23 protein-coding genes, 4 pseudogenes and 2 other annotated features are annotated in these 24,043 nt (G+C 35.5%); of the genes and pseudogenes, 9 read left to right on the top strand and 18 right to left on the bottom strand.

The annotated features are described in order from the left end of the window. Positions 1–280: 280 nt before the first annotated feature. Entirely contained in the window at positions 281–994 is a 714-nt protein-coding gene (sigK, locus tag MHH45_RS22065) for an RNA polymerase sporulation sigma factor SigK (RefSeq protein WP_016116395.1), read from the bottom strand. A gap of 121 nt (positions 995–1,115) precedes the next feature. Next, positions 1,116–1,265, bottom strand: coding sequence for a 50S ribosomal protein L33 (rpmG, locus tag MHH45_RS22060; protein ID WP_001265619.1), 150 nt, complete (start codon positions 1,263–1,265; stop codon positions 1,116–1,118). 358 nt (positions 1,266–1,623) lie between these two features. Between rpmG and MHH45_RS22055 the strand changes: the two genes are divergently transcribed. Continuing rightward, entirely contained in the window at positions 1,624–2,274 is a 651-nt protein-coding gene (locus tag MHH45_RS22055) for a GTP pyrophosphokinase (RefSeq protein WP_016116396.1), read from the top strand. Positions 2,275–2,301: 27 nt separating this feature from the next. Here MHH45_RS22055 and MHH45_RS22050 read toward each other — a convergent pair whose 3' ends face one another. Then, positions 2,302–2,781: a hypothetical protein gene (locus tag MHH45_RS22050; RefSeq protein WP_016116399.1), complete on the bottom strand. Its 480-nt coding sequence runs from the start codon at positions 2,779–2,781 to the stop codon at positions 2,302–2,304. 56 nt (positions 2,782–2,837) lie between these two features. Continuing rightward, on the bottom strand, positions 2,838–4,223 hold the full coding sequence (locus tag MHH45_RS22045) for an alkaline phosphatase (protein ID WP_016132053.1): 1,386 nt from the start codon (positions 4,221–4,223) through the stop codon (positions 2,838–2,840). 293 nt (positions 4,224–4,516) lie between these two features. Here MHH45_RS22045 and MHH45_RS22040 point away from each other — a divergent pair. Further along, positions 4,517–5,125 (top strand): annotated as a pseudogene (locus MHH45_RS22040) (GNAT family N-acetyltransferase); the annotation flags it as partial. A gap of 127 nt (positions 5,126–5,252) precedes the next feature. Here MHH45_RS22040 and MHH45_RS22035 read toward each other — a convergent pair. Further along, complete coding sequence (locus MHH45_RS22035; protein WP_088093672.1) at positions 5,253–6,689, bottom strand: IS4 family transposase; 1,437 nt, start codon at positions 6,687–6,689, stop codon at positions 5,253–5,255. 94 nt (positions 6,690–6,783) lie between these two features. On the opposite strand from MHH45_RS22035, the pseudogene MHH45_RS22030 reads away from it, so the two are divergent. Further along, positions 6,784–7,029, top strand: a pseudogene (locus MHH45_RS22030) (GNAT family N-acetyltransferase); the annotation flags it as partial. Between the two features lie 24 nt (positions 7,030–7,053). Further along, positions 7,054–7,926, top strand: coding sequence for an alpha/beta fold hydrolase (locus MHH45_RS22025; RefSeq protein ID WP_414848128.1), 873 nt, complete (start codon positions 7,054–7,056; stop codon positions 7,924–7,926). 41 nt (positions 7,927–7,967) lie between these two features. Here MHH45_RS22025 and MHH45_RS22020 read toward each other — a convergent pair whose 3' ends face one another. From MHH45_RS22020 to MHH45_RS22010, 3 genes and pseudogenes are all read right to left on the bottom strand, one after another. After that, positions 7,968–8,468, bottom strand: coding sequence for a DoxX family protein (locus MHH45_RS22020; RefSeq protein WP_016116403.1), 501 nt, complete (start codon positions 8,466–8,468; stop codon positions 7,968–7,970). Between the two features lie 259 nt (positions 8,469–8,727). Further along, positions 8,728–9,280 (bottom strand): annotated as a pseudogene (locus MHH45_RS22015) (delta-aminolevulinic acid dehydratase). After that, a pseudogene (locus tag MHH45_RS22010) lies at positions 9,277–9,507 on the bottom strand (histidine phosphatase family protein); the annotation flags it as partial. The pseudogenes MHH45_RS22015 and MHH45_RS22010, both read right to left, overlap by 4 nt. Before the next feature lie 162 nt (positions 9,508–9,669). On the opposite strand from MHH45_RS22010, the gene MHH45_RS22005 reads away from it, so the two are divergent. Further along, positions 9,670–9,792, top strand: coding sequence for a DUF4023 domain-containing protein (locus tag MHH45_RS22005; RefSeq protein WP_003200562.1), 123 nt, complete (start codon positions 9,670–9,672; stop codon positions 9,790–9,792). 41 nt (positions 9,793–9,833) lie between these two features. On the opposite strand, the gene MHH45_RS22000 is transcribed toward MHH45_RS22005, so the two are convergent. Further along, on the bottom strand, positions 9,834–11,072 hold the full coding sequence (locus MHH45_RS22000; protein WP_088093673.1) for a TolB family protein: 1,239 nt from the start codon (positions 11,070–11,072) through the stop codon (positions 9,834–9,836). Between the two features lie 131 nt (positions 11,073–11,203). Continuing rightward, positions 11,204–11,431 (top strand) — a binding site (T-box leader). Positions 11,432–11,483: 52 nt separating this feature from the next. Further along, positions 11,484–11,711 (top strand) — a binding site (T-box leader). 161 nt (positions 11,712–11,872) lie between these two features. On the opposite strand from MHH45_RS22000, the gene MHH45_RS21995 reads away from it, so the two are divergent. Together MHH45_RS21995 and MHH45_RS21990 are read left to right on the top strand one after the other, a co-directional pair. Continuing rightward, the gene (locus MHH45_RS21995; protein WP_016116407.1) at positions 11,873–13,630 is read left to right on the top strand and encodes an aromatic amino acid hydroxylase; all 1,758 of its coding nucleotides are present in this window, start codon (positions 11,873–11,875) and stop codon (positions 13,628–13,630) included. Then, positions 13,611–13,922, top strand: coding sequence for a 4a-hydroxytetrahydrobiopterin dehydratase (locus MHH45_RS21990; protein WP_016116408.1), 312 nt, complete (start codon positions 13,611–13,613; stop codon positions 13,920–13,922). Before MHH45_RS21995 ends, MHH45_RS21990 begins: the two co-directional genes overlap by 20 nt. An 18-nt stretch (positions 13,923–13,940) precedes the next feature. Here the strand turns inward: MHH45_RS21990 and MHH45_RS21985 are convergent, their stop codons facing one another. Together MHH45_RS21985 and MHH45_RS21980 are read right to left on the bottom strand one after the other, a co-directional pair. Further along, a complete protein-coding gene (locus MHH45_RS21985) occupies positions 13,941–14,798 on the bottom strand; it encodes a VOC family protein (protein ID WP_088093674.1) in 858 nt (285 codons plus the stop codon). A 21-nt stretch (positions 14,799–14,819) separates the two neighbouring features. Beyond that, positions 14,820–15,224: a DoxX family protein gene (locus MHH45_RS21980; protein ID WP_003200553.1), complete on the bottom strand. Its 405-nt coding sequence runs from the start codon at positions 15,222–15,224 to the stop codon at positions 14,820–14,822. A 158-nt stretch (positions 15,225–15,382) separates the two neighbouring features. Between MHH45_RS21980 and MHH45_RS21975 the strand changes: the two genes are divergently transcribed. After that, entirely contained in the window at positions 15,383–15,928 is a 546-nt protein-coding gene (locus tag MHH45_RS21975) for a helix-turn-helix domain-containing protein (protein WP_003200551.1), read from the top strand. 50 nt (positions 15,929–15,978) lie between these two features. On the opposite strand, the gene MHH45_RS21970 is transcribed toward MHH45_RS21975, so the two are convergent. After that, positions 15,979–16,356 (bottom strand): MaoC/PaaZ C-terminal domain-containing protein, encoded by a 378-nt coding sequence (locus MHH45_RS21970; protein WP_016116410.1) that lies wholly within the window; start codon positions 16,354–16,356, stop codon positions 15,979–15,981. Positions 16,357–16,778: 422 nt separating this feature from the next. Continuing rightward, positions 16,779–17,237 carry a GNAT family N-acetyltransferase gene (locus MHH45_RS21965; RefSeq protein WP_016116412.1) on the bottom strand — a complete coding sequence of 153 codons (459 nt, stop codon included), beginning with the start codon at positions 17,235–17,237 and terminating at the stop codon, positions 16,779–16,781. 149 nt (positions 17,238–17,386) lie between these two features. Between MHH45_RS21965 and MHH45_RS21960 the strand changes: the two genes are divergently transcribed. After that, entirely contained in the window at positions 17,387–17,740 is a 354-nt protein-coding gene (locus tag MHH45_RS21960; protein ID WP_052331349.1) for a CPBP family intramembrane glutamic endopeptidase, read from the top strand. Positions 17,741–17,751: 11 nt separating this feature from the next. On the opposite strand, the gene MHH45_RS21955 is transcribed toward MHH45_RS21960, so the two are convergent. The 5 genes from MHH45_RS21955 to MHH45_RS21935 all read right to left on the bottom strand — a co-directional run bounded on the left by MHH45_RS21955 (position 17,752) and on the right by MHH45_RS21935 (position 24,029). Next, the gene (locus tag MHH45_RS21955; RefSeq protein ID WP_016116414.1) at positions 17,752–18,258 is read right to left on the bottom strand and encodes a GNAT family N-acetyltransferase; all 507 of its coding nucleotides are present in this window, start codon (positions 18,256–18,258) and stop codon (positions 17,752–17,754) included. Between the two features lie 497 nt (positions 18,259–18,755). Continuing rightward, positions 18,756–18,983, bottom strand: a complete 228-nt coding sequence (locus tag MHH45_RS21950; RefSeq protein ID WP_016116415.1) for a YrhC family protein — start codon at positions 18,981–18,983, stop codon at positions 18,756–18,758. 126 nt (positions 18,984–19,109) lie between these two features. Further along, positions 19,110–21,713, bottom strand: a complete 2,604-nt coding sequence (adhE, locus tag MHH45_RS21945) for a bifunctional acetaldehyde-CoA/alcohol dehydrogenase (RefSeq protein ID WP_016116416.1) — start codon at positions 21,711–21,713, stop codon at positions 19,110–19,112. 256 nt (positions 21,714–21,969) lie between these two features. Further along, positions 21,970–23,103, bottom strand: a complete 1,134-nt coding sequence (locus MHH45_RS21940; protein WP_016116417.1) for a bifunctional cystathionine gamma-lyase/homocysteine desulfhydrase — start codon at positions 23,101–23,103, stop codon at positions 21,970–21,972. A gap of 2 nt (positions 23,104–23,105) precedes the next feature. Then, positions 23,106–24,029: an O-acetylserine dependent cystathionine beta-synthase gene (locus MHH45_RS21935; RefSeq protein ID WP_016116418.1), complete on the bottom strand. Its 924-nt coding sequence runs from the start codon at positions 24,027–24,029 to the stop codon at positions 23,106–23,108. Between the last annotated feature and the right edge of the window lie 14 nt (positions 24,030–24,043).

The raw sequence follows: 24,043 nt of genomic DNA, 5'->3' as shown, positions 1-24,043 counted from the left end.
TAATAAGTCTTAATGTAACAATTAAGTTTAGCTTTCCCTTCTTTTCTTTCTATATCAGAAAGTGGTTTTTATATTCACTTATCATACATCGAGCCAGTCATATAAAAAGAAAAAGCAAGTACTATTTCATTCTTAAATTCGTTAGCACCTTCTAATATTACAGATAGAACCCGTCATTTTCAACAGTGAACGTATATTTCTTCTTAGAGTTTCTTGTTTTATTCCCTTTTCATCAAAAGAAAAAACGGCTGCACTTGAGCTGCAACCGTACCACACACCTTTACGCTTTTCCCTTCTTTTCCTTCTCCGCACGAACAAATTCATGAAACATTTTCATCAGTGCTCGCTTCTCAATCCGGGACACGTAACTTCTTGAAATGCCTAGCGCTTTCGCAATTTCTCGCTGCGTTTTTTCTTTATCAAGACCAAGTCCAAACCTTTTTACAATCACTTCTTTCTCTCGTTCATCTAAAATATCGATATATTCCTTAATTTTTTCTAATTCCATGCTAAGCTGAATCATATCAATTACATCTTCGGATTCGGATTTTAAAATGTCGATAAGTGATATTTCATTTCCTTCCTTGTCCTGTCCAATCGGGTCATGAAGTGAAACATCTTTTTTTGTTTTCTTCAGTACACGCAAATGCATTAAAATTTCATTTTCAATACAACGAGCTGCATATGTCGCCAGCTTCGTTCCTTTCCCCGCTGAATAACTCTCAATTGCCTTAATGAGCCCAATCGTTCCGATAGAAATTAAATCTTCCGAATCCTCACCTGTGTTTTCAAATTTCTTAACAATATGAGCCACAAGCCGTAAATTATGTTCAATTAAAAGATTTCTCGCATGAGCATCACCTTGCTCCATCAGCTCTAAGTACTTCTTTTCATCATCTGGTGACAATGGCTGTGGAAACGCATTGTTTTTAACATAAGAAACAAATACAAACACTTCGCGAATCATGTATCCAATTGCGGCGAATAGACTCAAACCCTTCACCTCCGCCAAAATAGTGGTCTTTACTATGTGTATGTGGGTGGTGGGGTGTTTGTGTCTGTACCTATTTAAGAATAGAAATGCATAAAAAAACAGCTAGATTTCTCTAGCTGTTTTACTTCGTTTCACGATGCAATGTTACTCGCTTTAATCGTGGACAATATTTTTTCAGTTCAATACGCTCCGGATTATTTCGCTTATTCTTCTTCGTAATATAATTACGATCACCGCATTCTGTACAAGCTAATGTAATGTTTACACGCATATGTAGACCTCCTTTTCTCCAAAGATCCCACCTAAAACGTAATGATTACGATTTATATAATAAATGCTATTATTCTTTTTGTCAATTCATCCTTTTAACAATCATTCTAAAAAGACAAAAAACTGAAACAATTAGTTCATACGAAATTCACATCAATCCATTACTATTAGAATTGTACATAATCAATTTACTAACAATCCAATTTATTGATATATGAAAGCTAATTAGAAAGGAGTTAAAAACAAATGAAAGCAAAATACCGTTTTATAATCTCATCATTTGCAGCATGCGCTTATATGATTTGGTATTTAGTATAATAGGCAACCTTATTTGCAAATATGAAAAGGTGTGTATATAAATGAAATATAATCAATCAACTGTTAACTATTGGAAAGCATTTGTATTACCTTATACATTCGCTTTAGAAGAGTTAAAAACAAAATTCGAAATTATGAACCGGGAAGCTCAATTCTTAGAGGACTACAACCCGTTTGAACATATAAAAACAAGATTGAAACAGCCTGAAAGTATCGTAAAAAAACTCGAACGCAAAAATTTAGCACCAACGATTGCAAATGCGCAAACACATTTGCAAGATATTATCGGCATTCGGATTACATGTTGCTTTGTGGAAGACATTTATCACTTAAAACAAGTCATTGAAAATCGTGAAGACATGGAAATTGTAGAAGTAAAAGATTACATTGCTAATCCAAAGCAAAACGGCTACAAAAGTTTGCATATGATTATTAAGTATCCACTAGCGCTAAATTCTGGTACAAAAGAAGTTTTTGCAGAAATTCAATTACGTACACTCGCTATGGACTTCTGGGCAAGTTTAGAGCATAAACTCTACTATAAATATGAGGGGAATATCCCCGATTATTTAAAAGATGAACTCCACGATGCTGCCATGAAAGCTGAAGAGCTTGATAATAAAATGGCAACCATCCGCCAAGATATTGATGATATTGAAGCATGTTCAAATCAAATTTTACTACCATTATAAAAAGGTTCTCCTAATAAGAGAACCTTTTTATTTCTTTTCTACCGTCCGGACTTCTTCAATTTTCCAATGCTCATCTTCTTTTCCTAGCGCATACCGGATCTTTTTCTGAAGAGAGCTTCCACCATCTATTTCTTTTTCTTCTGTTTCAACAATGACAAAATCGCCTTTTGAACTTTTCACTTGAACACGATTCAACTCAATTCTCTTATTTTCTCTTTGAAATGCAGCTTTCTTTTGTGTCCGTAAGTCTTCGGCGCCAACAATTTTGCTCGAAAACAAAGCCATATGTTGATCGAAATTTTTTTCGTTTGTCGTCTGTACAAACGTCTCTATTACATTCCGAATTTCTTTCTCTTCTTCTGGTGTTACATGTACCTTCGTTTCTTGTTTTACCGTTACCTCTTTCTTTTCTATATCTTTTTGCTTCGTTTCTTGCTGAAATTGACAACCCATTAATAATAACCCAGCTATAGCAGAAGCCCCTATTTTCTTAACAAAATTTTGCATCCTTTATTCCTCCAAAAAAGAAAAAACGAGGCGAAATGCCTCGCTTTCCTTCACAATTAACGTCTACCTTTATTAGGGTCACCGCCACCAACAATATCGAAGACGCGTTTTGCTAAATTTGTATTTTCTTGAACGCCAGAGAATAGATATTTACCTGGTCCAAATGCATATACGTTCACATCTTCACCAGTATGTCCACCTGTTGTCCAGCCTGTAAATGAACGTTTATTGAAGATTTCTTCAATCGCATTATCAATTTTCGTTACGTCTTTTGATGGAGCAATGTCATTCACGGATTTAATTTCTTCTGGTGTTAATTGTAAATCAATGTATTTTTTCAACGTTTCTTCTACATTTGCACCTTTTACAATTTCATTTGCCATAAAGTCTGGTGTACGTTTCGCAGCTTTAATTGCATTTGCATTAAAGTTATATTCACCGTTTACACCAAGAGAGAATCCACCAGTAGAATGGTCAGCTGTTGCAATCACTAATGTATGTTTATCTTTTTTCGCAAATTCAATTGCTGCTTTAAATGCTTTCTCAAAGTCTTCCATTTCACTCATCGCACCAACTACATCATTATCATGGCCAGCCCAGTCAATTTGACTACCTTCTACCATTAAGAAGAAACCTTTATCGTTTTTATTTAAACGATTGATTGCTGCATTTGTCATTTCTTCTAACGAAGGTGTTTTTTCATTACGATCGATCATTTTATCTAAGCCACCTGGTGCAAATAAACCAAGAATTTGATCACTTTTATCATTTAATAATTGTTCACGATCTGTTACATAGCTATAACCAGACTTCTTAAATTCTTCTGTAAGATTTCGATCTTTTCTTACAAAGTTATTCACGCCACCACCAAGAAGAACATCTACTTTATGTTTCCCATTAATTTTCTCATCAAAGTAATCATTTGCAATTGCATCCATATTTTTACGGCTTATATCATGCGCTCCAAAAGCAGCTGGCGTTGCATGTGTAATTTCAGAAGTTGCAACTAAACCTGTTGATTTTCCTTGCTCTTTTGCTTGTTCAAGTACTGTTTTCACTTCTGCCTGATCATTATCAACCGCGATTGCTGCATTGTATGTTTTCACACCTGCTGACATCGCTGTTGCCGCTGATGCAGAATCCGTAATATTTTGATGCTCATCTTCTGGATATGTCTTTTGTGTTCCTACAAGATGATTATCAAATTCTGTCGATTCCATTTCAAACGTCTTTGGATTGTCTTTCATATAACGATGAGCAGTCATATACGAAGGTCCCATGCCATCCCCAATTAAAACAATTACATTCTTAATTTTTGGATCACTTGCTTTTCCATCCGCTTTAATTACATCTGAACGTGTTACGCCCCACGTTACTACAGAAGTAAGTGCTAACGATGTGACAACTGCAAATGGCCATGCTTTCTTCATAAACTTTTTCACTTTTTTTGTCCCCCTAATACGTTATTAAGTTCCCAATACCCAATTTAAAGGAAGACTATTAAGGAAAAGTTAGTTATATGTAAATATTTTGTTAAGTAATGTAAATTTCAGTTATAATTTGTATATCTTTGTCTTATATCATTAAGCTTTATCACCTTTACAAAATGAAAAGAAACTAGTGTGGATTTTTCAAAATTAAAAATTACTGCTTTACATTCTCTCTGTTTATGACTATGTATTTATTTTTTTCATGGTAAAATATTTCTACTAGATTAGAAATGTGGTGATTCAATATGCAAATACAAAAACTAAATAATTCTAGTATTTCACAGCTCATTTCTCTTTGCGAAGCTGTTGGATGGTTACAGCCTCAATTATTTATGCGAAAGCAATTTGAAATGTACCTGTCAATCGGAAGTCTATTTGGCTATACACAGAACGAAAAACTGATTGCTACTGGTGGGGTATTCCCTTCCGAATCTGGATTTTCTTCTATCGGTATGTTAATGGTTCACCCCAACTTTCAAAAACAAGGACTTGGCCATTCTCTACTCGATTTTTGTGTGCACCAAGCGCCTACTTCTCTCCCTGTTATACTCATCGCAACAGATGCTGGTGTGCTCTTGTACCAAAAATACGGCTTTACGACAATTACAACAATCCATCGCTTTGAAAAATTTGTTACAAATACATCTACGAATCTCTCTCATTTCAAGCAAATTATACAAGATGATCTTAGTTCTCTCATTAAGCTTGATAAAACCGCAACAGGTACGCATCGTCCAAACCATTATTCGATATTACTAGCTAGAGCAGCACTCACATTTAAAATTGAAAGAAACCATAGGATAGAGTCTTTTGCATTATGTATCCAAAAAGGGGATGTACTGTGCATTACCCCATGCCCATCAACTTAAGAGTGAGCACAACCTGAGCTTTCGGCTCATCGGATCAAAACATTCCTAAAATAAAAGCATACTCTTAAAAATACGCATCACAAATAAACCCTAACGGGCTTCATTTTTTAAATTATGCAACTTTCTTTTGTTTTTTCAATTCATTATACTCATAGACAACACCCATGATATCAAAGACAGTCTTCTTCTCATATCTGTGAGATTTGCGCCCATTCTTCTGTAGGAGGTGGAACAGGCGGATTAGGACCTTTGTTATTTCGTGGGTGTTTCTCTGTATGGCTTGATACAAAAGAGATAGATGATCCTGAATCATACCAATCGCTTTATATTCACTTAACTCTTTTTTCTTCTTTTGTAAAAGAAGTTGACGCATTTTAAACATTGTAGAGGAACATAGGAAAATAGCGATTAGCTTTCCATATAGTTGGCACTCTAATCGCTCTTGTTTTACATTACGATAATGGTCTATTTTGAAGAGTGATTTCCATGTTTTAAAGACAATCTCTATTTGCCAACGTAAAGTATATAACTCATGTACCTGTTCCATCGGAACCCATTCCCAAGGTATATTCGTCACGTACACGTTTAATCCCGCTATCATTTTACTTTTCTCTGAGTACGTTCTATTTTTAGATTTTTCTTTTTCCGCGATCTTCGCTCGTCGTTTTTGAAGTTGCCTATCTGTTAATCGATTAAAAATAACGCGTGCAAACAGTTGTTGTTTATCGCCAATATACACATGTTTTAATTCAAATGTTTCTCCAGGCTGTAGTTGTTTCAAAATCTGTTTCACATCGATTTGTATGTATTCCGATTGTTTCTTTATTGCACCGTTTTTAAAGTATTCGGGGTTTGGATTTTTCACATATACATTCGTATTTAGTTTTAAACGAGAAATATAGTATGTACCTCGTTGATCCATTTGATCTAAGTCCTCCAATGAAAAATAACCCAAATCACGAATACATAAATCTCCTGGTCGTAAGGTATCTAAACACTCCGTACCAAATGTTTTATCATTATTTTTTCCGGGTCCCACTTGGAAATTAAGAAATTGCCCACTATGTAAATCATATTCTAATTGAATTTTGATTCCAGCTTTTTGGGCGCAGCCTCCAGAGCCTGGATATACATTCTCTAAAACATTTGGTACTTGAAATACAGTGGCATCTAGGATACGAATTCGCTCAAAATACGAGAAAAGTTGGTTAGAGATTTGTGTTTGTTCACATATTTTTTGTTGTAACAGTAAAGAGAAAATATGCTGTAAAAACAAAACTGCTTTTCGATTTAGCCGTTTGTTTAAGCCCTCAGGGCTGAGTAAAGTGCCTGCGGTTGCATGAAGTCTACTGCATAATCGGACTAAAGGATCGCTTGCCACTCTTTGACTGATCCAAATACAAATGGTAGCTAAGTCTGAACCAGAAAACTTGCGTTTTCGCTTTATAAAGCCAATTTCTCTTGCCAGTTCTTCTAAAAATACAGGTGTAACATATCGCTGTAATTCTTCCACAAATGATTGTAGTTCATCTTTAATCAAAAGATTCATAAAAAAACGTCATCCTTTCTAATCTAGCTTGTTTAGAAAGAATAACGTTTTTTTTGTAATTAGGGGTATTAAAATCTCTTAAGTTGATGGGCATGTGTGCATTACCCCTCTTATCGCAAAAAATGAGGGAGATGCAATCCAATTATTACAATCCATTTGCAAAGGTTGGAATGGAACTGTACGTATAGATGTTCCACACTCACAATGTACATTTCGAGCACACTTGGAATCGAAAGGATTTCAAGAAACACTTCTTTCACCCCTTATGATAAAAAATGGAAGTCACCTATCTGGAAATCGTGACCATTTATTTGCTATGATGGATGCAGCGTTATGTTAGAAAGGGGTCAAATGCTTGAAACGAATGAAATCTTATATAGTAAGCTGTTTTACTCTTACATTATTAGTGGGTTGTAATGCGGCAGAAAAACCAGTAGAAACAGTAAAACAAGTAAAAAATACAATTGAAACAAAGTTAACAACAGATGAAAAAATGGTCGAAATAGATGGACAAACTATTTACTTTAAACAAATTGGAAAAAAGAAACCACCATTACTTATGCTTCATGGATTTGGTGGATCATCCAACGGATTTAGCGATATTTATGCAGACTTAGCAAAAGATCATACGATTATCTCCGTTGATGTTTTAGGATTTGGCCATTCTTCCAAGCCGATGGATTTTCCATATTCTTTCCCTAACCATGCCAATCTTTATTATAAGTTAATGAAAAAATTAGGATATGATACATTTGCAGTGCTTGGTCACTCTATGGGTGGAGAAATTTCTCTTAATTTAACATACTTATATCCAAGTGCAGTTACCCATCTCATTTTAACAGATGCTACAGGGGCTGTATCATTAACAAATAGAAATGCTTCACCTAAGCCACAGTTATCGAATGATTTACATACTGTTTCTTCTATTACAGATTATGATGAAAGCAAAGTGAAATTTAAACGCGATGATACAGAACATTATAACCAAATGAAAATGTGGCCTAGACGTCTTAAGATTAATGCTAGTGAAATCAAGCTTCCGACTTTAATTATTTGGGGCAGAAATGATAGTAGTGTATCATGGAAAGAAGGCGAATCTTATCATCAGTTTTTAAAAAACAGCGCCTTTCATATTATTGAAAAAGGTTATCATGCCCCATTCCGCCAAGAACCGAAAGAATTTATGGGCTATGTAAAAGAATTCTTTGAAAAGAATCCAACCGAAACGACAAAGTAATAAAAACGGGTATCTCACTTTTGAGATACCCGTTTCATATATTAAGCAGCTTGCCTCTGTCTTTTTTGCGTTTTTGAACCTAGTAATTTAGGTACAATCCAACCATCAATTCCAAGTTTTCCAGCATTCATGCCAGCAACTAAAACAAACATAGATAAAATAACCATTTGTGGATTCACACCTAGAGACCCACTAAACATATAGGAAAAGTTCATTACAAGACCAAAAAAGACAGCTGTTTTCGTTAAACAACCTACAATTAAACCTATTCCAACTAGAATTTCTCCCCATGTTACAAGCGTGTTAAATAGATCAACATTCGGAATTGCAAAGTCTTGTAAGAATGATGCCCACCAAGATTGAACAGCTGGTTGTGCTCCTTTTGACTTTTCAATAGCCCCCTGCAAATAACCTGTCGCATCAAATCCCTTTCCTTGTAACTTTCCGATTCCAGCCATCAACCATGTGTACCCCAGATAAACACGGATAATCGCTAACACAAAAGAAACTGCTTTGTTTTCTCTTAAAAATTGAATAACCATATCTTCCTCCTAAAGATGTAATTAAGTTAGTTACAGGTAATATCTTAACATTAGTTACTTACTTTTCAAATGTTAATTATGAATAAATTGTGACAATTACATAGAATGTTAAAAACTAACATTTATATAGTTGCTTTTATTTCCTTGCAAAAAACTTGAAAATATCATACCATAATTGATAATGATTTTCATTATTTTTTGTAAAAAAATTATGTGATAAATGTGAAACGTACTTATCCTATATTCGGATGAATACGTTTTATTCTTTATATAATTCAAATGTAAGAGTCTCGTTATCTAATGATTTTGCAACTTGAAATGCACCATCTATTGTTTTTTGATGGTTGATAATCCCGTAAAATAAGCGGATTGTAAACATAAATGCTGCAGTTCCATCCACATAATCTGTTGAACCTATATAGGTTTGTACACCACTATTTAAAAATGCTTTCACAAGTTTTGGATTTCCTAAAGTACACGAGCTATTAATAATATATATTATGCAATTTTGCATATTGTTTAATTTCATCTACACCAGAATTCTCTCTCGGCTCATCTTCTTCATACACAGCTTCTCCTAATTCTCCCATTACAAATCCACCTTCTTCACCATGAAAACAAAAAACAATATAATCTATATCTTCATACAAACTTTTTCCTGAAAGAACATCCATCAAATCACGTGGCCAATCAATCCAATATGTCACGACTTTTGCTCCAAAATACTCAAGAGTCGCTCGAAGCGATTGTGCTTCTAAATCTGAATTGTCACCAACTACTAACCCAATATTCAAATGAAAACCTTCATTCATAAGTTCATTTTATATATACCTGTCTCTTCTAAAAAGTCCTCTCTAGTTAACTCCTGCTTTTGTAAATACTGTCTATATGCGGTAATCGTTCCATCATGTGACACAATACAGATTCTTTCTGTCTTTAATGTATAACACCAGTTGATAAATTCATCTGCTCTAGCCCCAAATTCCTTCTCGGAAATCGTATTTATCCCCTCGTCCCATAACACACTGTTTACGCTTTCACTTTATAATTCTTATATATTTAGGGAGGGATTCACAAATGTTTGAAAGCTGAAAAATCTATACAGAGTTATACATTTTTTAATCCGAATACCAATTCATGATTCTCCTCTCAAATGGTTATAGTAACAGAGATAAAACGAAATTCTGAGGAGGATATATCAATGAGTAACTCAAATGATTTTTTAGACACAATACACGAAAAACAAGCGAAAGACGAGCAAAATAGAAAACGCCAAGGGAATGGAAATCCTGGGAAAAAGAAGCCGAATAAAACGCACAAATAACTATAAAAAAGCTGCCTAAAAAATATTCTAGGCAGCCTTTTTTAACCTTCTTTTACAGAAATAACTTCCTCCCAATTCCATTTTTCATAATACCACTGGGGGACATCAATATTTTCAATCCATTTCTTCGCTTTCGATCCATCTCCATTCGCCAACAACATATCTGCCTTTTTACGGTCAGAGCGCATCCATGTCAGCTGATTTCCACTTTTTATATAAAGTGGATTGTAATCTCCATATTTTTTTGAAGGAGTTGTAATTTGACGTTGTCGATTTGATTGAATATTTACTTGGTATAAAGAAGGCAATGATCTTTTTTCTTCTTCGTTTGACCATTCCATTTCCTTCGCTCTTGAAAGAGTAATAAGTTCATTATCCTGCCATGTAAAATCCCAATCAACATATCCTTTTGGAGTGAATTTTTCTTGCTGGAGAGCGGGTAATTCCTTTACTTTTAAATGTTTATTCTCTAACGCAAATCTTCCACTTCCTTCAATATAAGCTAATATATTTTTCGATGGAGCCCATTGTATCCATTGGCTGTTTAATAACATTTGATCTACTTTTTCAAAATAACTTCCGTCCGCTTTCAAAAGACAAAGTGTATTACTATCAGCTGACCACGAAGCAGTTGGTACAGCTAAAAAAGCAATCCACTTTTGATTTGGAGACCACTTGAAATCACTTGCAATATAAGCTAAGAAATCTTCCTGCATACTCGGTAATGTATATAGGTGTTTCATTTTATTTGGATTCATTCCTGCATCCTTTTGTACTTCATATAACTGCGCTCCTGTCCAACCTGTTGGAAGCAACTGAGCCTCAGTCGAAACAAGAAATTTCTTTCCGTCTGGATACCATGCATAGTCTCCTACACCCGATGATACATTTTCAAACGTTGCATTCTTCTTCTCTGCATCAAATGTATTTAACGTGCTTGTAAATTCAAATGCAATTATATTCTCTGCCGGTGACCATTGATAATTCGTTGCTTCTGTCTGAGACGGAACAACTTTTTTTCCATCCGCAACACGGTACAATTCAAGCTGATTTTGTTCCTCTCCCTTTGCGTATGCGATCCATTTTCCATCATGTGACCATTTTGGCTTTGTTATGTACTCTCCTTTTGTTATTTGTTTTTCGTTCCCATCGATTTTTATCCAGAGATTATGGTTACGAATAAAAGCTACTTGTATATTTTTTGTTTCAGCTTGAACAGTAGGCACAGCTTCATATAAGCAGCAAATACAGACAATCAAAACAGTTATTTTTTTCCACATCTTTTCCTATCCTCCTATAGATAATTCCCACTTATCGTTCCCCTTATCTACTATATTTAAATAAAATTATTGTTGACAACTCTTCAAATGCAGTTTTATAATACAAAACATAGTTTAGTTGAACGAATTATATATCGGCTTTGAAGGAAACTTAGTAGCGACTTATATCCCTGACTCAGAGAACTGATGGTTGGTGCAAATCAGTACATATACAAGCGTGAATTACAATTCTGGAGCTTCTTTCCCGTAGTGCGATTATGCATGAAGAGAAAGACGGATCTTTCCGTTATCTTAAAGTAAGTGGTAAACAATTTTTTGTTTACAAGTAGGGTGGTACCGCGATTTCTATCGTCCCTATCGGATTTTCCGATAGGGGCTTTTTTGCGTCTTCCCCTTTTAAACAATTTCATATATTACGCGTTGAAAGAATCGCAGTAGTAACTTATATCCCTGTTTCAGAGAGCTGATGTTTGGTGCGAATCAGTACATATACAAGTGCGAATTACAATTCTGGAGTTTCTTTTTCGTAGTGCTATTTTTGCATGAAGGAAAAGACGGATTTTTCCGTTATCAGTAACTGAGAAGTAGGTGAATTTTCACTTACAAATAGGGTGGTACCGCGATTTCTTCGCCCCTATCGGATTTTCCGATAGGGGCTTTTTCTATTTCTCACAAAAACAAATGTTAAATAATTCCGAATATTATGATAAAATTTTATAAGCGCTTACAAAAAATAAAAGGGGGTGATATACCCCAAAGTAATCACAGCAGTTTTTACAGATAAAAAGGAGGATGTATTAATGACAAAGAAAACAGAAATTCCATCACATTTAAAACCATTTGTATCCACGCAGCATTACGATCAGTACACACCGGTTAATCACGCTGTGTGGCGTTACATTATGAGACAAAACCATAACTTTTTAAAAGATGTTGCTCATCCAGCCTATGTTAACGGACTACAATCATCTGGTATTAATATAGATGCAATTCCAAAGGTTGAAGAAATGAATGAATGCTTAGCACCAAGTGGTTGGGGTGCAGTAACGATTGACGGCCTTATTCCCGGCGTAGCGTTCTTTGATTTCCAAGGACATGGTTTATTACCAATCGCGACAGATATTCGTAAAGTGGAAAACATTGAATATACTCCAGCTCCTGATATCGTTCATGAAGCAGCTGGACATGCACCGATTTTACTTGATTCTACATATGCAAAATATGTAAAACAATTTGGCCAAATTGGAGCAAAAGCATTTTCAACTAAAGAAGAACACGATGCTTTTGAAGCTGTGCGTACTTTAACAATTGTGAAAGAAAGCCCAACTTCTACACCAGAAGAAGTTGTAGCAGCGGAAAAAGAAGTTGCCGAAAAGCAAAAGCTTGTTTCTGGCTTATCAGAAGCAGAACAAATTTCTCGTCTTTTCTGGTGGACAGTCGAGTATGGCTTAATTGGAGATATAAATAACCCGAAAATTTACGGTGCTGGCTTACTTTCTTCTGTTGGCGAAAGTAAACATTGCTTAACAAACGCTGTAGAAAAAGTTCCATTCTCAATTGAAGCTTGCATACAAACGACATATGATGTTACGAAAATGCAGCCACAGCTATTTGTATGCAAGTCATTTGAAGAATTAACAGAGGCACTTGAGAACTTCTCTGAAACAATGGCTTTTAAAACAGGTGGCGCAGAAGGATTAGAAAAAGCAATTCGTTCTGAAAACAATGCAACTGCTCAATTAAGTAGCGGGTTACAAATTACAGGTACATTTGCAGAAAAGATTCAAAATGATGCGGGTAGAGTGATTTACATGAAAACAAATACACCGACTGCATTAGCACTAAACAATAAACAACTACCGAGTCATTCTACAGCTGTACATCAAGATGGCTTTGGTACACCAGTTGGTTTATTAGAAGGCAATGTTTCACTCGAAGATTGCACAGATGAGGAGTTACAAGCATTAGGCATTATCATCGGTAATCGTACGGAACTATCCTTTGCAAGCGGTGTTCATGTAAAAGGAACAGTAACCGATATTGTGAAAAACGATGAAAAAATCACTCTTATTTCATTTACAGATTGCACAGTGGTTTACAAAGATCGTCTATTATTTGATGCTTCATGGGGAGCTTTTGACATGGCAGTTGGTTCAAAAATCACTTCTGTATTCCCAGGCGCAGCCGATGCAGCCGCATTCTTCGGAGTGAATGAAGAAGTAGAAGAAACACCAGAACCACTTACATTAACTGAGCTGGATCGTATGTATCAAACCGTTCGTGATATTCGAAATGAAGGTGTGTTACAAGATTCATATGTGGAACAATTAGTAGCAATTCAAGAGGTACTAAATAAGTTCTATACGAAAGAATGGTTACTTCGCCTTGAAATTTTAGAATTACTTTTAGAGCATAACAAAGGAAACGAAGCATCTGATGCTCTATTACAACAACTTTCCACTTTTACAGAAAATGAATCTGTAAAGCGTTTGATTAGCAATGGTCTTGCCCTACTCCCAATAAAGGATGTGAACAACAATGCAACGACTAACAGATGAAGAAGTACAAGAGGAATTAGCAAAGCTAGATAAATGGATAGTGAAAGATGAAAAATGGATTGAAAGAAAATATATGTTTTCCGACTACTTAAAAGGTGTCGAATTTGTCTCTGAAGCCGCCAAACTATCAGAAGAACACAATCACCATCCATTTATCCTTATCCAGTATAAAGCAGTCATTATTACTTTGTCATCCTGGAATGCAAAAGGTTTAACAAAACTTGATTTCGAGCTAGCAAGACAGTTTAATGAACTCTTTTTACAAAATGAAAAAGCAATTATAAGAAAGTAAAAAAGGAGAAGCCTTTATTTAGGCTTCTCCTTTTACAATCAATTGAATACAGTGACCAAACGGATCTTCTACTTGCATTATTCCATCTTTATACGTAGCAATCGCGCCAATATATTTTAAGCTTTCACACACTTGCTCTTTTTCTTTTTCATCTACTAGTACAATTGTGAAATATTTCAAGCCAACGGAATTTAGCATCTGCGGCGGCACACCTTCACCTTGCCATGTATTTAAACCAACATGGTGATGATAGCCACCTGCTGAAACAAATAATGCACCGTTTCGGACTGGAATCGTCACTTCAAATCCAAGCCCATCTACATAAAAACGTTTTGCTTCTTCTAAATCAGCAACATGTAAATGGATATGTCCCATTACTGTTCCGCTTGGAAATCCATTCCACTCATTTCCTTGTTGTAATAATCCTTCTCCATCTAATGGGTTGCTAACAAACGGAAGCTCTCCCTTTTCATCACGCCATACTTCTCTTTGACGATCATGATAAATTTCGATTCCATTTCCATCTGGGTCAGCTAAATAAATTGCTTCGCTAAAGTAATGATCTGCCCCGCCATGTAACGGATGCACTTTCTGCACAAGATGAAGAAGAATATTTGCTAAATCTTGTCTACTTGGTAGTAAGATTGCAAAGTGATATAAACCAGTGCGATTTCTTTGTTTTGGAAGAGTATTTTCTTTCTCTTCTACTATAAGAAGCGGTTCATTACTTTCATTACCAAGTGTAACGATATGCTCCTCTTCTCTTACCACTTTCAATCGTAACACATCTGTATAAAATGCTAGAGACTGTTGTAAGTTCGATACATATAAATGAACTGTACCGAGTGTTGTACTGGGATGAAGTCGAAAGTCCATATTGTTATGCCCCCATTTCGATTAGTCTTTTTTGAATACAGTCGCTTTTAAGAAGTTATCTACAAAACCTTCAGCTTTAACAACGAATAAGTAAAGACCCATTGCTAACAATGCAAGGTCTAATTCGTATCCTGGATTCTTTCCATCTCCTAATAAACCAGCAGACCATTTTACTTTTACAATTGCTCCAACTAAAATAAGTGCAAATAATAATCCAATATAACGTACACCTAAACCGATAATCAATAACAGACCACCAACTAATTCTACTGTCGCTACGCCGTATGCAAGAGCACCTGGTAAACCGATACTTGTAAACCATCCTGCAATATTATCAATGCCTGATTGGAACTTTGCCAAACCATGCATAAAAAACGTTACTCCTAATACGATACGAATAATTAAATTACCAATATGTTGATTCATTTTGTTATCTCCTTTTATGTTTTATAATATAAAACTTTTGTTTACATTACAAAACATACAATAATTTTTTTTATTCGTCAATTTATTTTTCTTGAGAAAAAAATGTTTTTTTTTGCTATGATACAAATAGTTGTCTACAAAAAAGGAGCTTGATTATTATGAATATCGGTTCTGCAATACGTGAAATTCGTCAGCGCAGAGGCGTCACTATCGCCCAAATTTGTGAAGGAACAGGACTTTCTAAAGGTTTTATGAGCCAGGTCGAGAATAATAAAACTTCTCCATCTATCTCAACTTTAGAAACAATTTCCAAATTTTTGAACGTTCCTCTCCCTTATTTATTGCTTGAGCAAAAAGATCACATGAAAATTGTAAAAAAGGAAGAACGAAAATACAGTGTGTATGGAAAAGATGAACAAAGGATTGAGCATGTCGCTGAGCAAGGAGGCCTTCGTTTATCTTTAGTAGAAATCCCAGCTGGATTCCCAAAAGAAAATATACCAAATGCTCATGAAGGTGAAGAATGCCATCTTGTTTTGCGCGGTAAATTAGAAGTACAGCACGGAGAAGATATCGCGATTGTGGAAGAAGGAGATTCTTTCTCCTGGAGTGCATGTGTGCCACATATTGTGCGTAATATTGGCGAAGACTCCGCATTATTACTCATCTCGAGCCATGCTGAAAATCGAAAACGTGTATATTAAAATGCAATACAAAAAGCCTGTTTTCAAAAATGAAAAACAGGCTTTTTGCATTATTCTCGTATAATTCCATAGCTTGATCCTACTAATACTTCTTTCCCTTTTTGATTACGATAAATCGACTCTATCGATACCTTTTTGTACCCTTCCATTTGTTCCACACTTGTAAGATTTACATCACAAGTAATTGTATCTCCAGTAAAAACAGGCCTGATGAATTCACTTACTAATTCCCGTGCTATGTAATGTACCTCTCCACCAATTTTCGTTCCAATACTTGCAGTTAATAAACCATGCACCATTAAACGTCCCTGCTCATCATGTTCCATATGATGTCTCCCTTTATCACCTGTAAGATGAGCAAATTCCAAAACCTCTTCTTCTGTAAATGTTCTTTCATACCGAAACGTATCTCCTACTTTAATATTCAATTTCATCCCCCTTTTTAAAATTCCGAATTTTCTTTATTATTTTACCACAAAATGAATATTCCTTCATTTTAATCACTAAAGGTGCTGTTACAAACTGTTAATAATTAACATTTGCATGTTATTATTTAATTATCTTTGATGAAATTGGAGGCCTTAATAATGACATTTGAATTAGTTAGTAGCATATTATTGGCAGTTTCATTACTCTTCTATTCCACATTAGAAGTTTGGCTTGCTCCCAATAATAACTCCTTCTTTAAAGATTTAAAAAAGAAAATGATATTCCTACTCCCCTTGTTTACTCTCTCATTCGCAGTCCACTATTTCTTTTTTGTACAGTAAAATATTGTATCTGTATAAACGAAAAAAGATTGCTATCGCCTAGCAATCTTTTTCTACATTCTTTCTATTATCTAATGGGGCTATCTATGTCCCTGTTTTTTCGCTTCATTATAACCATAATAAGCACACGTCCCATTTTGAGATAAATCCCGTACCTCAAAACCACAACTACGATAAAAATCAAAATTATTCGCATAAGTATGAGCAAACCAATCTCCATGAGGGAGTTTCTGCATACAAAGGGAAACGAGCTTCTTTCCTAATCCTTTTCCTCTATATTCATACTTCACAACTAAATCCATAATATTGGCAGCCATTATCTGATCAGAAATAACACGAACCATCGCAATCATTTCTTCCTCATCCCAAATCGTAAAAGCCCACGTAGAATTTTCAAATGCTATCGTAAATTTTTCAATTTGCCAAGATGGAATGCTATTGTTACTCCAGCCTGCATCCTCAAATAAACTTTTAATCGCATAAGCTGGTACACCTGTCGTTCCTTCTCGAATAATGAGTCCGTTATGATAAATATACAATCCCACTCCCCCTTTTATTGTTATATACTATTCTTTAAAAGTTGAATATTACCTTTTTAAAAGGAGAAAAAGATGGGGAAATTATTATTATTTTCTTTTACACTTCTTGTCATTACTGTACAAACTACTAATATAGCATTCTTTTGTTTATGGATCCTTACATTACTACTTCTACTACAAAAAGAAATATCTTATATACAACATATCATGTTCCCGTATTATTTTCTATTATCAATGGCGTATTAGAAGAATGTATTTGGCGGGGAATCTTACTACATCAGTTTACAAATCAGTTTGATGAAAAATGGGCTATTTTGCTTACAAGCATTGGTTTTGGTTTGCAGCATTACTCCTTAGGTTTTTCTTGGAGTGTTTCCACCGCTTTTATTATAGCTGGTATATTTTATGGAGGAATAGTTGTGAAGTCAAATAGCATCATTCCAGCTATTATATGGCATATAATTTTAAACATATTAATGGTATTTAGTGGTCTCATTCTTTAAAAGTGCAGGATTTATCCTGTTCTTTTAATTGCATATACAAGAACATCTATTCCATGAAATGATGCTGTCTTCTCATAACTCATTCCTGTTTTTCGAGCAACAAAGATAGAAGCAGGATGATCTGGATTAATAAGAGAAATGAGCTTATTCAAACTTAACACTTGAAAACCATAATCTCGAAAAGCTGTTGCTGCTTCCTTTGCATATCCCTTTCCCCAATACTCTGGAAGTAACCAGTACCCAATTTCAATTTCTTCTCTTCCATCTACTTGTTGCCTAACGAGTCCTGCGTGACCAATTGGTGTATCTGTTTCCTTTTCAATCATTAGAAATAATCCTAAACCGTTTTTATAACTAGGAAGAACCCAGCTTTCAAGACTTTTTTTACACTGCATATATGTTTTCGGAGTTCCGTTCCCAATGTAACGCATCACTTTCTCATTTCCCCATAAAGAAGCATAAAACTCTAAATCAGCCATTGTATATTTGCGAAATTGCAAACGATCCGTATGGAACATATCATCCTCCCCCCTTTGCCTGAATACATTTCAGAATGTACAATGTATGGTAACTTTTACATCTATTATAAACGAGGTAATATGAAATAAGGGGAAAATTCAAAATTCAAGGGATTTATTAGAGTAAAAGCTGTTTCCTTAGATAAGGATGTAACTTTAATCAATCCGCACGAACCGGAATTTTATAAGATGTTTTTAATAAAAAAGACAGTAGACAAAGACTTGTCTACTGCATCCATATTATAACTAGTACAACGAAAACTACAATTGAGGGGGGAGGTTTTTCACTTATATACTAGATATTTATCTTGTTCTAACAACAGACAAGAACTTCCCGTTCACAAATGACATTGGATTAGAACTTAGTTCTATTTCATTTTAATTGATAAAGATTATTATTGTCAGTATAAAACACATAAATTTTCTACAAAATTTTACTTATAATAAAAAACGCTACAAAAAGATACTATCTTTTCGTAACGTTTCATCTATCAATCTTATTCATACTGGTTCTCCTCTAACCTGTCACGCAATACTTTAACACGTTTGAAGAAGAAAAATGACATCCCTAAAAATAAAACAATAACACCCATCATCGCAAAGGATTGTATAGTTTCTCCTCCTCCATTTGGGATTAATAAACCAATCATTAAAAATGTGGCTAGCGCAAGAAGAACTTGACCGAAGCGAATATAATCTGCTATTTTCTGTTGTAATTCTTTCATACTTCTACCACTCCTCCCTCTCACTCTATCATATTCTAATCATTTCTGAGGCAAGTAAATACAGCCAATGAGGGAGAAGTTTTCCAACAGAAAAAGAGCCGCTGCTAAACGGCTCTTTCAAATTTTCTATACACCTTTATAAGCTTGCGTATACACTTCTTTCAGCTCTGAAATAAGCGGTAATTTCGGATTTGCTGTTGTGCACTGATCTTCAAAAGCTCTTTCCGCTAACGTGCCAACAACTGCTTCAAATGCTTCTTTTTCAACACCTTGGCCAGCGATGCTCATATTAATATTTAATTCTTTTCCAAGGGCAATAATAGCTTGTACTAATGATTCTACGCCTTCTTCCACTGTACGCGCTGGAAGTCCAAGCATTCTTGCAATATGTGCATAGCGCTCATCTGCAACAAAGTACTCGTATTTTGGGAATAGTGCATGTTTTCTTGGTTTGATTGCATTATAGCGAATAACATGTGGCATTAAAATAGCATTTGCACGGCCATGCGGAATATGGAATTCCGGTCCAAGTTTATGCGCTAAGCTATGGTTAATTCCAAGAAATGCATTTGCAAATGCCATACCAGCCATTGCTGATGCATTATGCATTTTTTCACGAGCCTCTTCATCATTGCCATCTTTATATGCACGTGGTAAATATTTAAAGACAAGGTCCATTGCTTTTAAGGCTAATCCATCTGTATAATCATTTGCCATAATTGATACGTACGCTTCAATTGCATGTGTTAAAACGTCCATTCCTGTGTCAGCAGTGATATGCGGTGGTACTGTCATAACAAACTGCGGATCCACAATGGCAACATCTGGTGTTAATTCATAATCAGCGAGCGGATATTTGATATTGTTCTTTTTATCTGTAATAACCGCAAATGGTGTCACTTCTGACCCTGTTCCAGATGTTGTCGGAATTGCAACAAACTGCGCCTTATTTCCTAGTTTTGGATATTTACATGTACGTTTTCTAATATCTAAAAACTTTTGTTTTATACCAAAGAATTCTGTTTCTGGGTGCTCATAAAATAGCCACATTCCTTTTGCTGCATCCATCGCTGATCCGCCGCCAAGAGCAATAATAACGTCCGGTTTGAAGCTTCTCATCATTTCTGCACCTTTAAATACAGTTTCATCTGACGGATCTGGTTCTACTTCAGAGAATATTTCTACTTTCACATCATTTCTATGTTGAGCTAAATAATGCGTTACTACATCAATATATCCATACTGTACCATTCCAGGATCTGTTACAATGAATGCGCGTGAAATGTTCGGCATACTTGCTAAATATTGCGTAGCGTGTTTTTCAAAATAAATTTTTGGTGGTAACTTGAACCACTGCATATTCTTTTTTCTATTTGCAAGTCTCTTTACGTTCATTAAATGTGTTGCCGTTACGTTTTGAGATACAGAGTTCTTTCCGTATGATCCACATCCGAGTGTAAGAGACGGAATGAAAGCATTATATACATCACCAATTCCGCCCTGTGCTGACGGAGCATTTACGATAAGACGACATGCTTTCATACGTAAACCAAACTGTTTTTGTACTTCTGTATTTGTAGAGTGAATAACTGCGGAATGTCCTAAACCGCCAAGTTCTAACATGTTTTCACAATGCTGCAATCCTTCTTCTAATGAATTTGCTTTTATACAAGCTAATACTGGACTTAATTTTTCACGAGATAACGGGTGGGCTGCGCCGACTCCTTTAATTTCAGCTACAAGTATCTTTGTGTCTTCAGGTACTGTAATCCCAGCTAAGGCTGCAATATAATGTGCGGATTTCCCAACGATATCACTATTTACTGCACATGTATTCTCATTAATAACAAGCTTCTCTAATTTTTTTCGTTCTTCTTCTGTTACAAAGTAACAATTGTTTGCTATCATTTCTTTTTTCACAGCGTCATAGATTTCTTTATCTACAATGATTGCTTGCTCAGAAGCACAAATCATACCATTATCAAACGTTTTCGATAAAATCACATCATTTACAGCACGTTTCACGTTCGCTGATTTTTCCATGTAGCATGGAACGTTACCTGGTCCTACCCCTAGGGCTGGTTTACCAGTAGAATATGCTGATTTCACCATTCCTGCTCCTCCAGTTGCTAAAACAAGCGCTACACCTTCATGATTCATTAATTGTTTTGTTGCCTCAACAGAAGGCTTTTCAATCCATTGAATACAGTTCTCTGGTGCACCAGCTTTCACTGCAGCATCGCGCACTGTTTTTGCAGCTGCGATAGAACATTGCTGCGCTGAAGGGTGGAATGCAAAAATAATTGGGTTTCTCGTTTTTATCGCAATGATTGCTTTAAACATCGTTGTTGACGTTGGATTTGTTACTGGCGTTACCCCAGCAACCACACCGACCGGCTCTGCAATTTCTATTACTTCCTCATGTGGATCCTCACGAATAATCCCCACTGTTTTGTCATTTTTTATGCTATTCCAAATATATTCAGTTGCAAAAATATTTTTAATACATTTATCCTCATACACACCGCGTCCCGTTTCTTCAACAGCCATTTTTGCAAGCGGCATATGTTGATCCACGCCCGCAAGTGCCATTTCATGTACAATTTTATCAATTTGTTCCTGTGTAAAACCTTCTAATGCTTGTAAAGCTTTTTTACCATTCTTTACTAACGTCTCAATCATTTCTACCACTTCTTGCGTTTCATTTACAACTTTCTCTTTGACTACCATGTAATTTCCTCCTATTCTGCTATATGGACTTAAATAGCCCCTAAGGGTCTTAATACGTCCCTATTAGCGTAAAAAAATAGAGTTACTTTTCCTACATGAATCCTATCTTTTGTGAAATGTTTCACATATTTATGTGTGAAGTATTATTTCATGATTTCAATATACACGAAATATTTTCATTTGTGTGTGTCTAATTTGTGAAAACATTCACAATAAGAATTTAAAAAAGCACCGCCCTCTTAGCAGTGCTTTTTCATTATGCTAACGCTTGTGCTAAATCTTCAATTAAATCTTCGCCATCTTCAATACCGACAGAAATACGAATTAATGTATCTGTAATTCCTAGCTCTTTACGACGATCTGCTGGAATAGATGCATGTGTCATTTGAGCTGGAATAGAAATTAAGCTTTCTACTGCTCCTAAACTTTCAGCAAGCGTAAAATACTGCAGTTTCTCAAGTACTTTATTTAGCGTTTCTTCACTGTCTACATCGAATGAAATAATTGCACCGTATCCATTCGCTTGTTCAGTTGCTAATGCATGATTCGGATGTGATTCAAGGCCTGGATAGTATACTTTATTAACTTTTGGATGATTATTTAAAAACTCAGCAATCGCGCGTGAATTTATTTCATGTTCTTCCATACGAATTCCTAATGTTTTTAAACCACGAAGTAACAAGAAGCTATCTTGTGGTCCGAGAATACCACCTGTTGAGTTTTGAACGAAATGAAGGTCTTCTGCTAATTGTGGGCTATTTACAACAACTAATCCGGCAACAACATCGCTATGTCCACCTAAATATTTCGTTGCACTGTGAAGTACAATATCTGCTCCTAAAGAAATTGGTGACTGCCAGTATGGCGTCATGAATGTGTTATCAATAATTGTTAGTAAACCTTTTTCTTTTGCAAACGCGGAAATTTGCTTAATATCTGTAATTTTTAATAATGGGTTTGTTGGTGTTTCTACATAGATTGCTTTCGTATTCGGATGAACTGCTTCTGCTACTTCATTTAAATTTGTTGTATCTACAAATGTATGTTCAATACCGAATCGATTCAATACTTTTGTAATCACACGATATGTTCCGCCATATACGTCATCTGTTAAAATGACATGATCTCCTTTGGAGAATAACATAATCGTTGCTGTAATCGCAGCCATCCCTGATCCGAATGCAAACCCTGCGTGACCGTTTTCTAATACGGCAATCATTTCTTCTAATGCTGCACGCGTTGGATTACCTGTACGTGAATATTCGTATCCTTGATGTTTACCAACTGCTTCTTGTTTGTACGTACTTGTTTGATAAATCGGTACGTTTACAGATCCAGTTGAAGGTTCTCCTATGCGAATACCATGAATTAACTTTGTTTTTGCTCTCATTTTTATTCCCACCCTTTGTATATATCTTTACTTAAATAACGCTCACTGCTATCTGGAAAAATCGTTACAATATTTGTACCTGGTTTTGCCCTTTCAGCTTCTAATAAACTTGCATGAAATGCTGCTCCTGAAGAACTACCAACAAGAAGGCCTTCTTTCTGCGCTAATTCTTTCACACGTCTGAATGCATTTCGATCAGAAATGGTATGAATTTCATCGAAATATGATGATTTTAAAAATGGCGGAATAAATTCAAGACCGATTCCTTCTGTTTCATGTGGACCTGCTTCACCACCATTTAAAATAGATCCTTCTGGTTCTACAATCACCGTTTTAATTTCACGATTTTGTTCTTTTAAATAGGAGGCAGTTCCCATAAATGTACCACCAGTACCTGCACCTGCTACGAATATGTTAATCTCTCCATCTAGCGCTTCCCACAGCTCTGGTCCTAATGTTTTGAAATAGGCACGTGGATTTGCGTCATTTGCAAATTGGCTTGGAGAGTATGAATTGGGCGTTTCTTTTACTAATTCTTTCGCCTTTACAATCGCACCAGTCATCCCTTGTTCAGTTGGCGTATGCACAACTGTTGCACCAAGTGCTTTCATCAGCTCTTGCTTTTCAATACTGAATTTTTCTGGAACACAAACAATTACATGTAAATCATGCTCTAGTGCTGCAAGTGCCAGTCCAATGCCAGTATTCCCTGCCGTCGGTTCAATAATTGTTCCCCCTGGCTTTACAAGTCCTTTTACTAGTGCATCTTCAATCAATTCTCTTCCTAAGCGATCTTTCACGCTTCCACCTGGATTATAAAATTCAAGCTTTGCAAATAAACGAACGCCCTCTGAAAGTGAAAAACGAGTAATTTCTACAATCGGTGTATGACCGATTAATTCATGAACTCCACGATACACCTTCATCGTGTTCTCCTCCT

Source organism: Bacillus sp. FSL K6-0042 (genome assembly GCF_038006685.1).
Classification (GTDB): Bacteria; Bacillota; Bacilli; order Bacillales; family Bacillaceae_G; genus Bacillus_A; species Bacillus_A pseudomycoides.
The sequence above is the reverse complement of the archived record's forward strand: the minus strand, read 5'-3'. Positions and strand labels throughout refer to the sequence as shown.

Excerpts from the sequence above, each read along its gene's own strand:
- MHH45_RS21990 (WP_016116408.1), top strand. The coding sequence starts at position 13,611 with ATGCAACGACTAACAGATGAAGAAGTACAAGAGGAATTAGCAAAGCTA.
- MHH45_RS21985 (WP_088093674.1), bottom strand. The coding sequence starts at position 14,798 with ATGGACTTTCGACTTCATCCCAGTACAACACTCGGTACAGTTCATTTA.
- MHH45_RS22035 (WP_088093672.1), bottom strand. The coding sequence starts at position 6,689 with ATGAATCTTTTGATTAAAGATGAACTACAATCATTTGTGGAAGAATTA.
- MHH45_RS21935 (WP_016116418.1), bottom strand. The coding sequence starts at position 24,029 with ATGAAGGTGTATCGTGGAGTTCATGAATTAATCGGTCATACACCGATT.
- MHH45_RS21960 (WP_052331349.1), top strand. The coding sequence starts at position 17,387 with ATGGATCCTTACATTACTACTTCTACTACAAAAAGAAATATCTTATAT.
- MHH45_RS21955 (WP_016116414.1), bottom strand. The coding sequence starts at position 18,258 with ATGTTCCATACGGATCGTTTGCAATTTCGCAAATATACAATGGCTGAT.
- MHH45_RS21940 (WP_016116417.1), bottom strand. The coding sequence starts at position 23,103 with ATGAGAGCAAAAACAAAGTTAATTCATGGTATTCGCATAGGAGAACCT.
- MHH45_RS21975 (WP_003200551.1), top strand. The coding sequence starts at position 15,383 with ATGAATATCGGTTCTGCAATACGTGAAATTCGTCAGCGCAGAGGCGTC.
- MHH45_RS22055 (WP_016116396.1), top strand. The coding sequence starts at position 1,624 with ATGAAATATAATCAATCAACTGTTAACTATTGGAAAGCATTTGTATTA.
- MHH45_RS21995 (WP_016116407.1), top strand. The coding sequence starts at position 11,873 with ATGACAAAGAAAACAGAAATTCCATCACATTTAAAACCATTTGTATCC.
- MHH45_RS22005 (WP_003200562.1), top strand. The coding sequence starts at position 9,670 with ATGAGTAACTCAAATGATTTTTTAGACACAATACACGAAAAACAAGCG.
- rpmG (WP_001265619.1), bottom strand. The coding sequence starts at position 1,265 with ATGCGTGTAAACATTACATTAGCTTGTACAGAATGCGGTGATCGTAAT.
- MHH45_RS22025 (WP_414848128.1), top strand. The coding sequence starts at position 7,054 with ATGAAATCTTATATAGTAAGCTGTTTTACTCTTACATTATTAGTGGGT.
- MHH45_RS22020 (WP_016116403.1), bottom strand. The coding sequence starts at position 8,468 with ATGGTTATTCAATTTTTAAGAGAAAACAAAGCAGTTTCTTTTGTGTTA.
- MHH45_RS21950 (WP_016116415.1), bottom strand. The coding sequence starts at position 18,983 with ATGAAAGAATTACAACAGAAAATAGCAGATTATATTCGCTTCGGTCAA.
- MHH45_RS21980 (WP_003200553.1), bottom strand. The coding sequence starts at position 15,224 with ATGAATCAACATATTGGTAATTTAATTATTCGTATCGTATTAGGAGTA.
- MHH45_RS22000 (WP_088093673.1), bottom strand. The coding sequence starts at position 11,072 with ATGTGGAAAAAAATAACTGTTTTGATTGTCTGTATTTGCTGCTTATAT.
- adhE (WP_016116416.1), bottom strand. The coding sequence starts at position 21,713 with ATGGTAGTCAAAGAGAAAGTTGTAAATGAAACGCAAGAAGTGGTAGAA.
- MHH45_RS22050 (WP_016116399.1), bottom strand. The coding sequence starts at position 2,781 with ATGCAAAATTTTGTTAAGAAAATAGGGGCTTCTGCTATAGCTGGGTTA.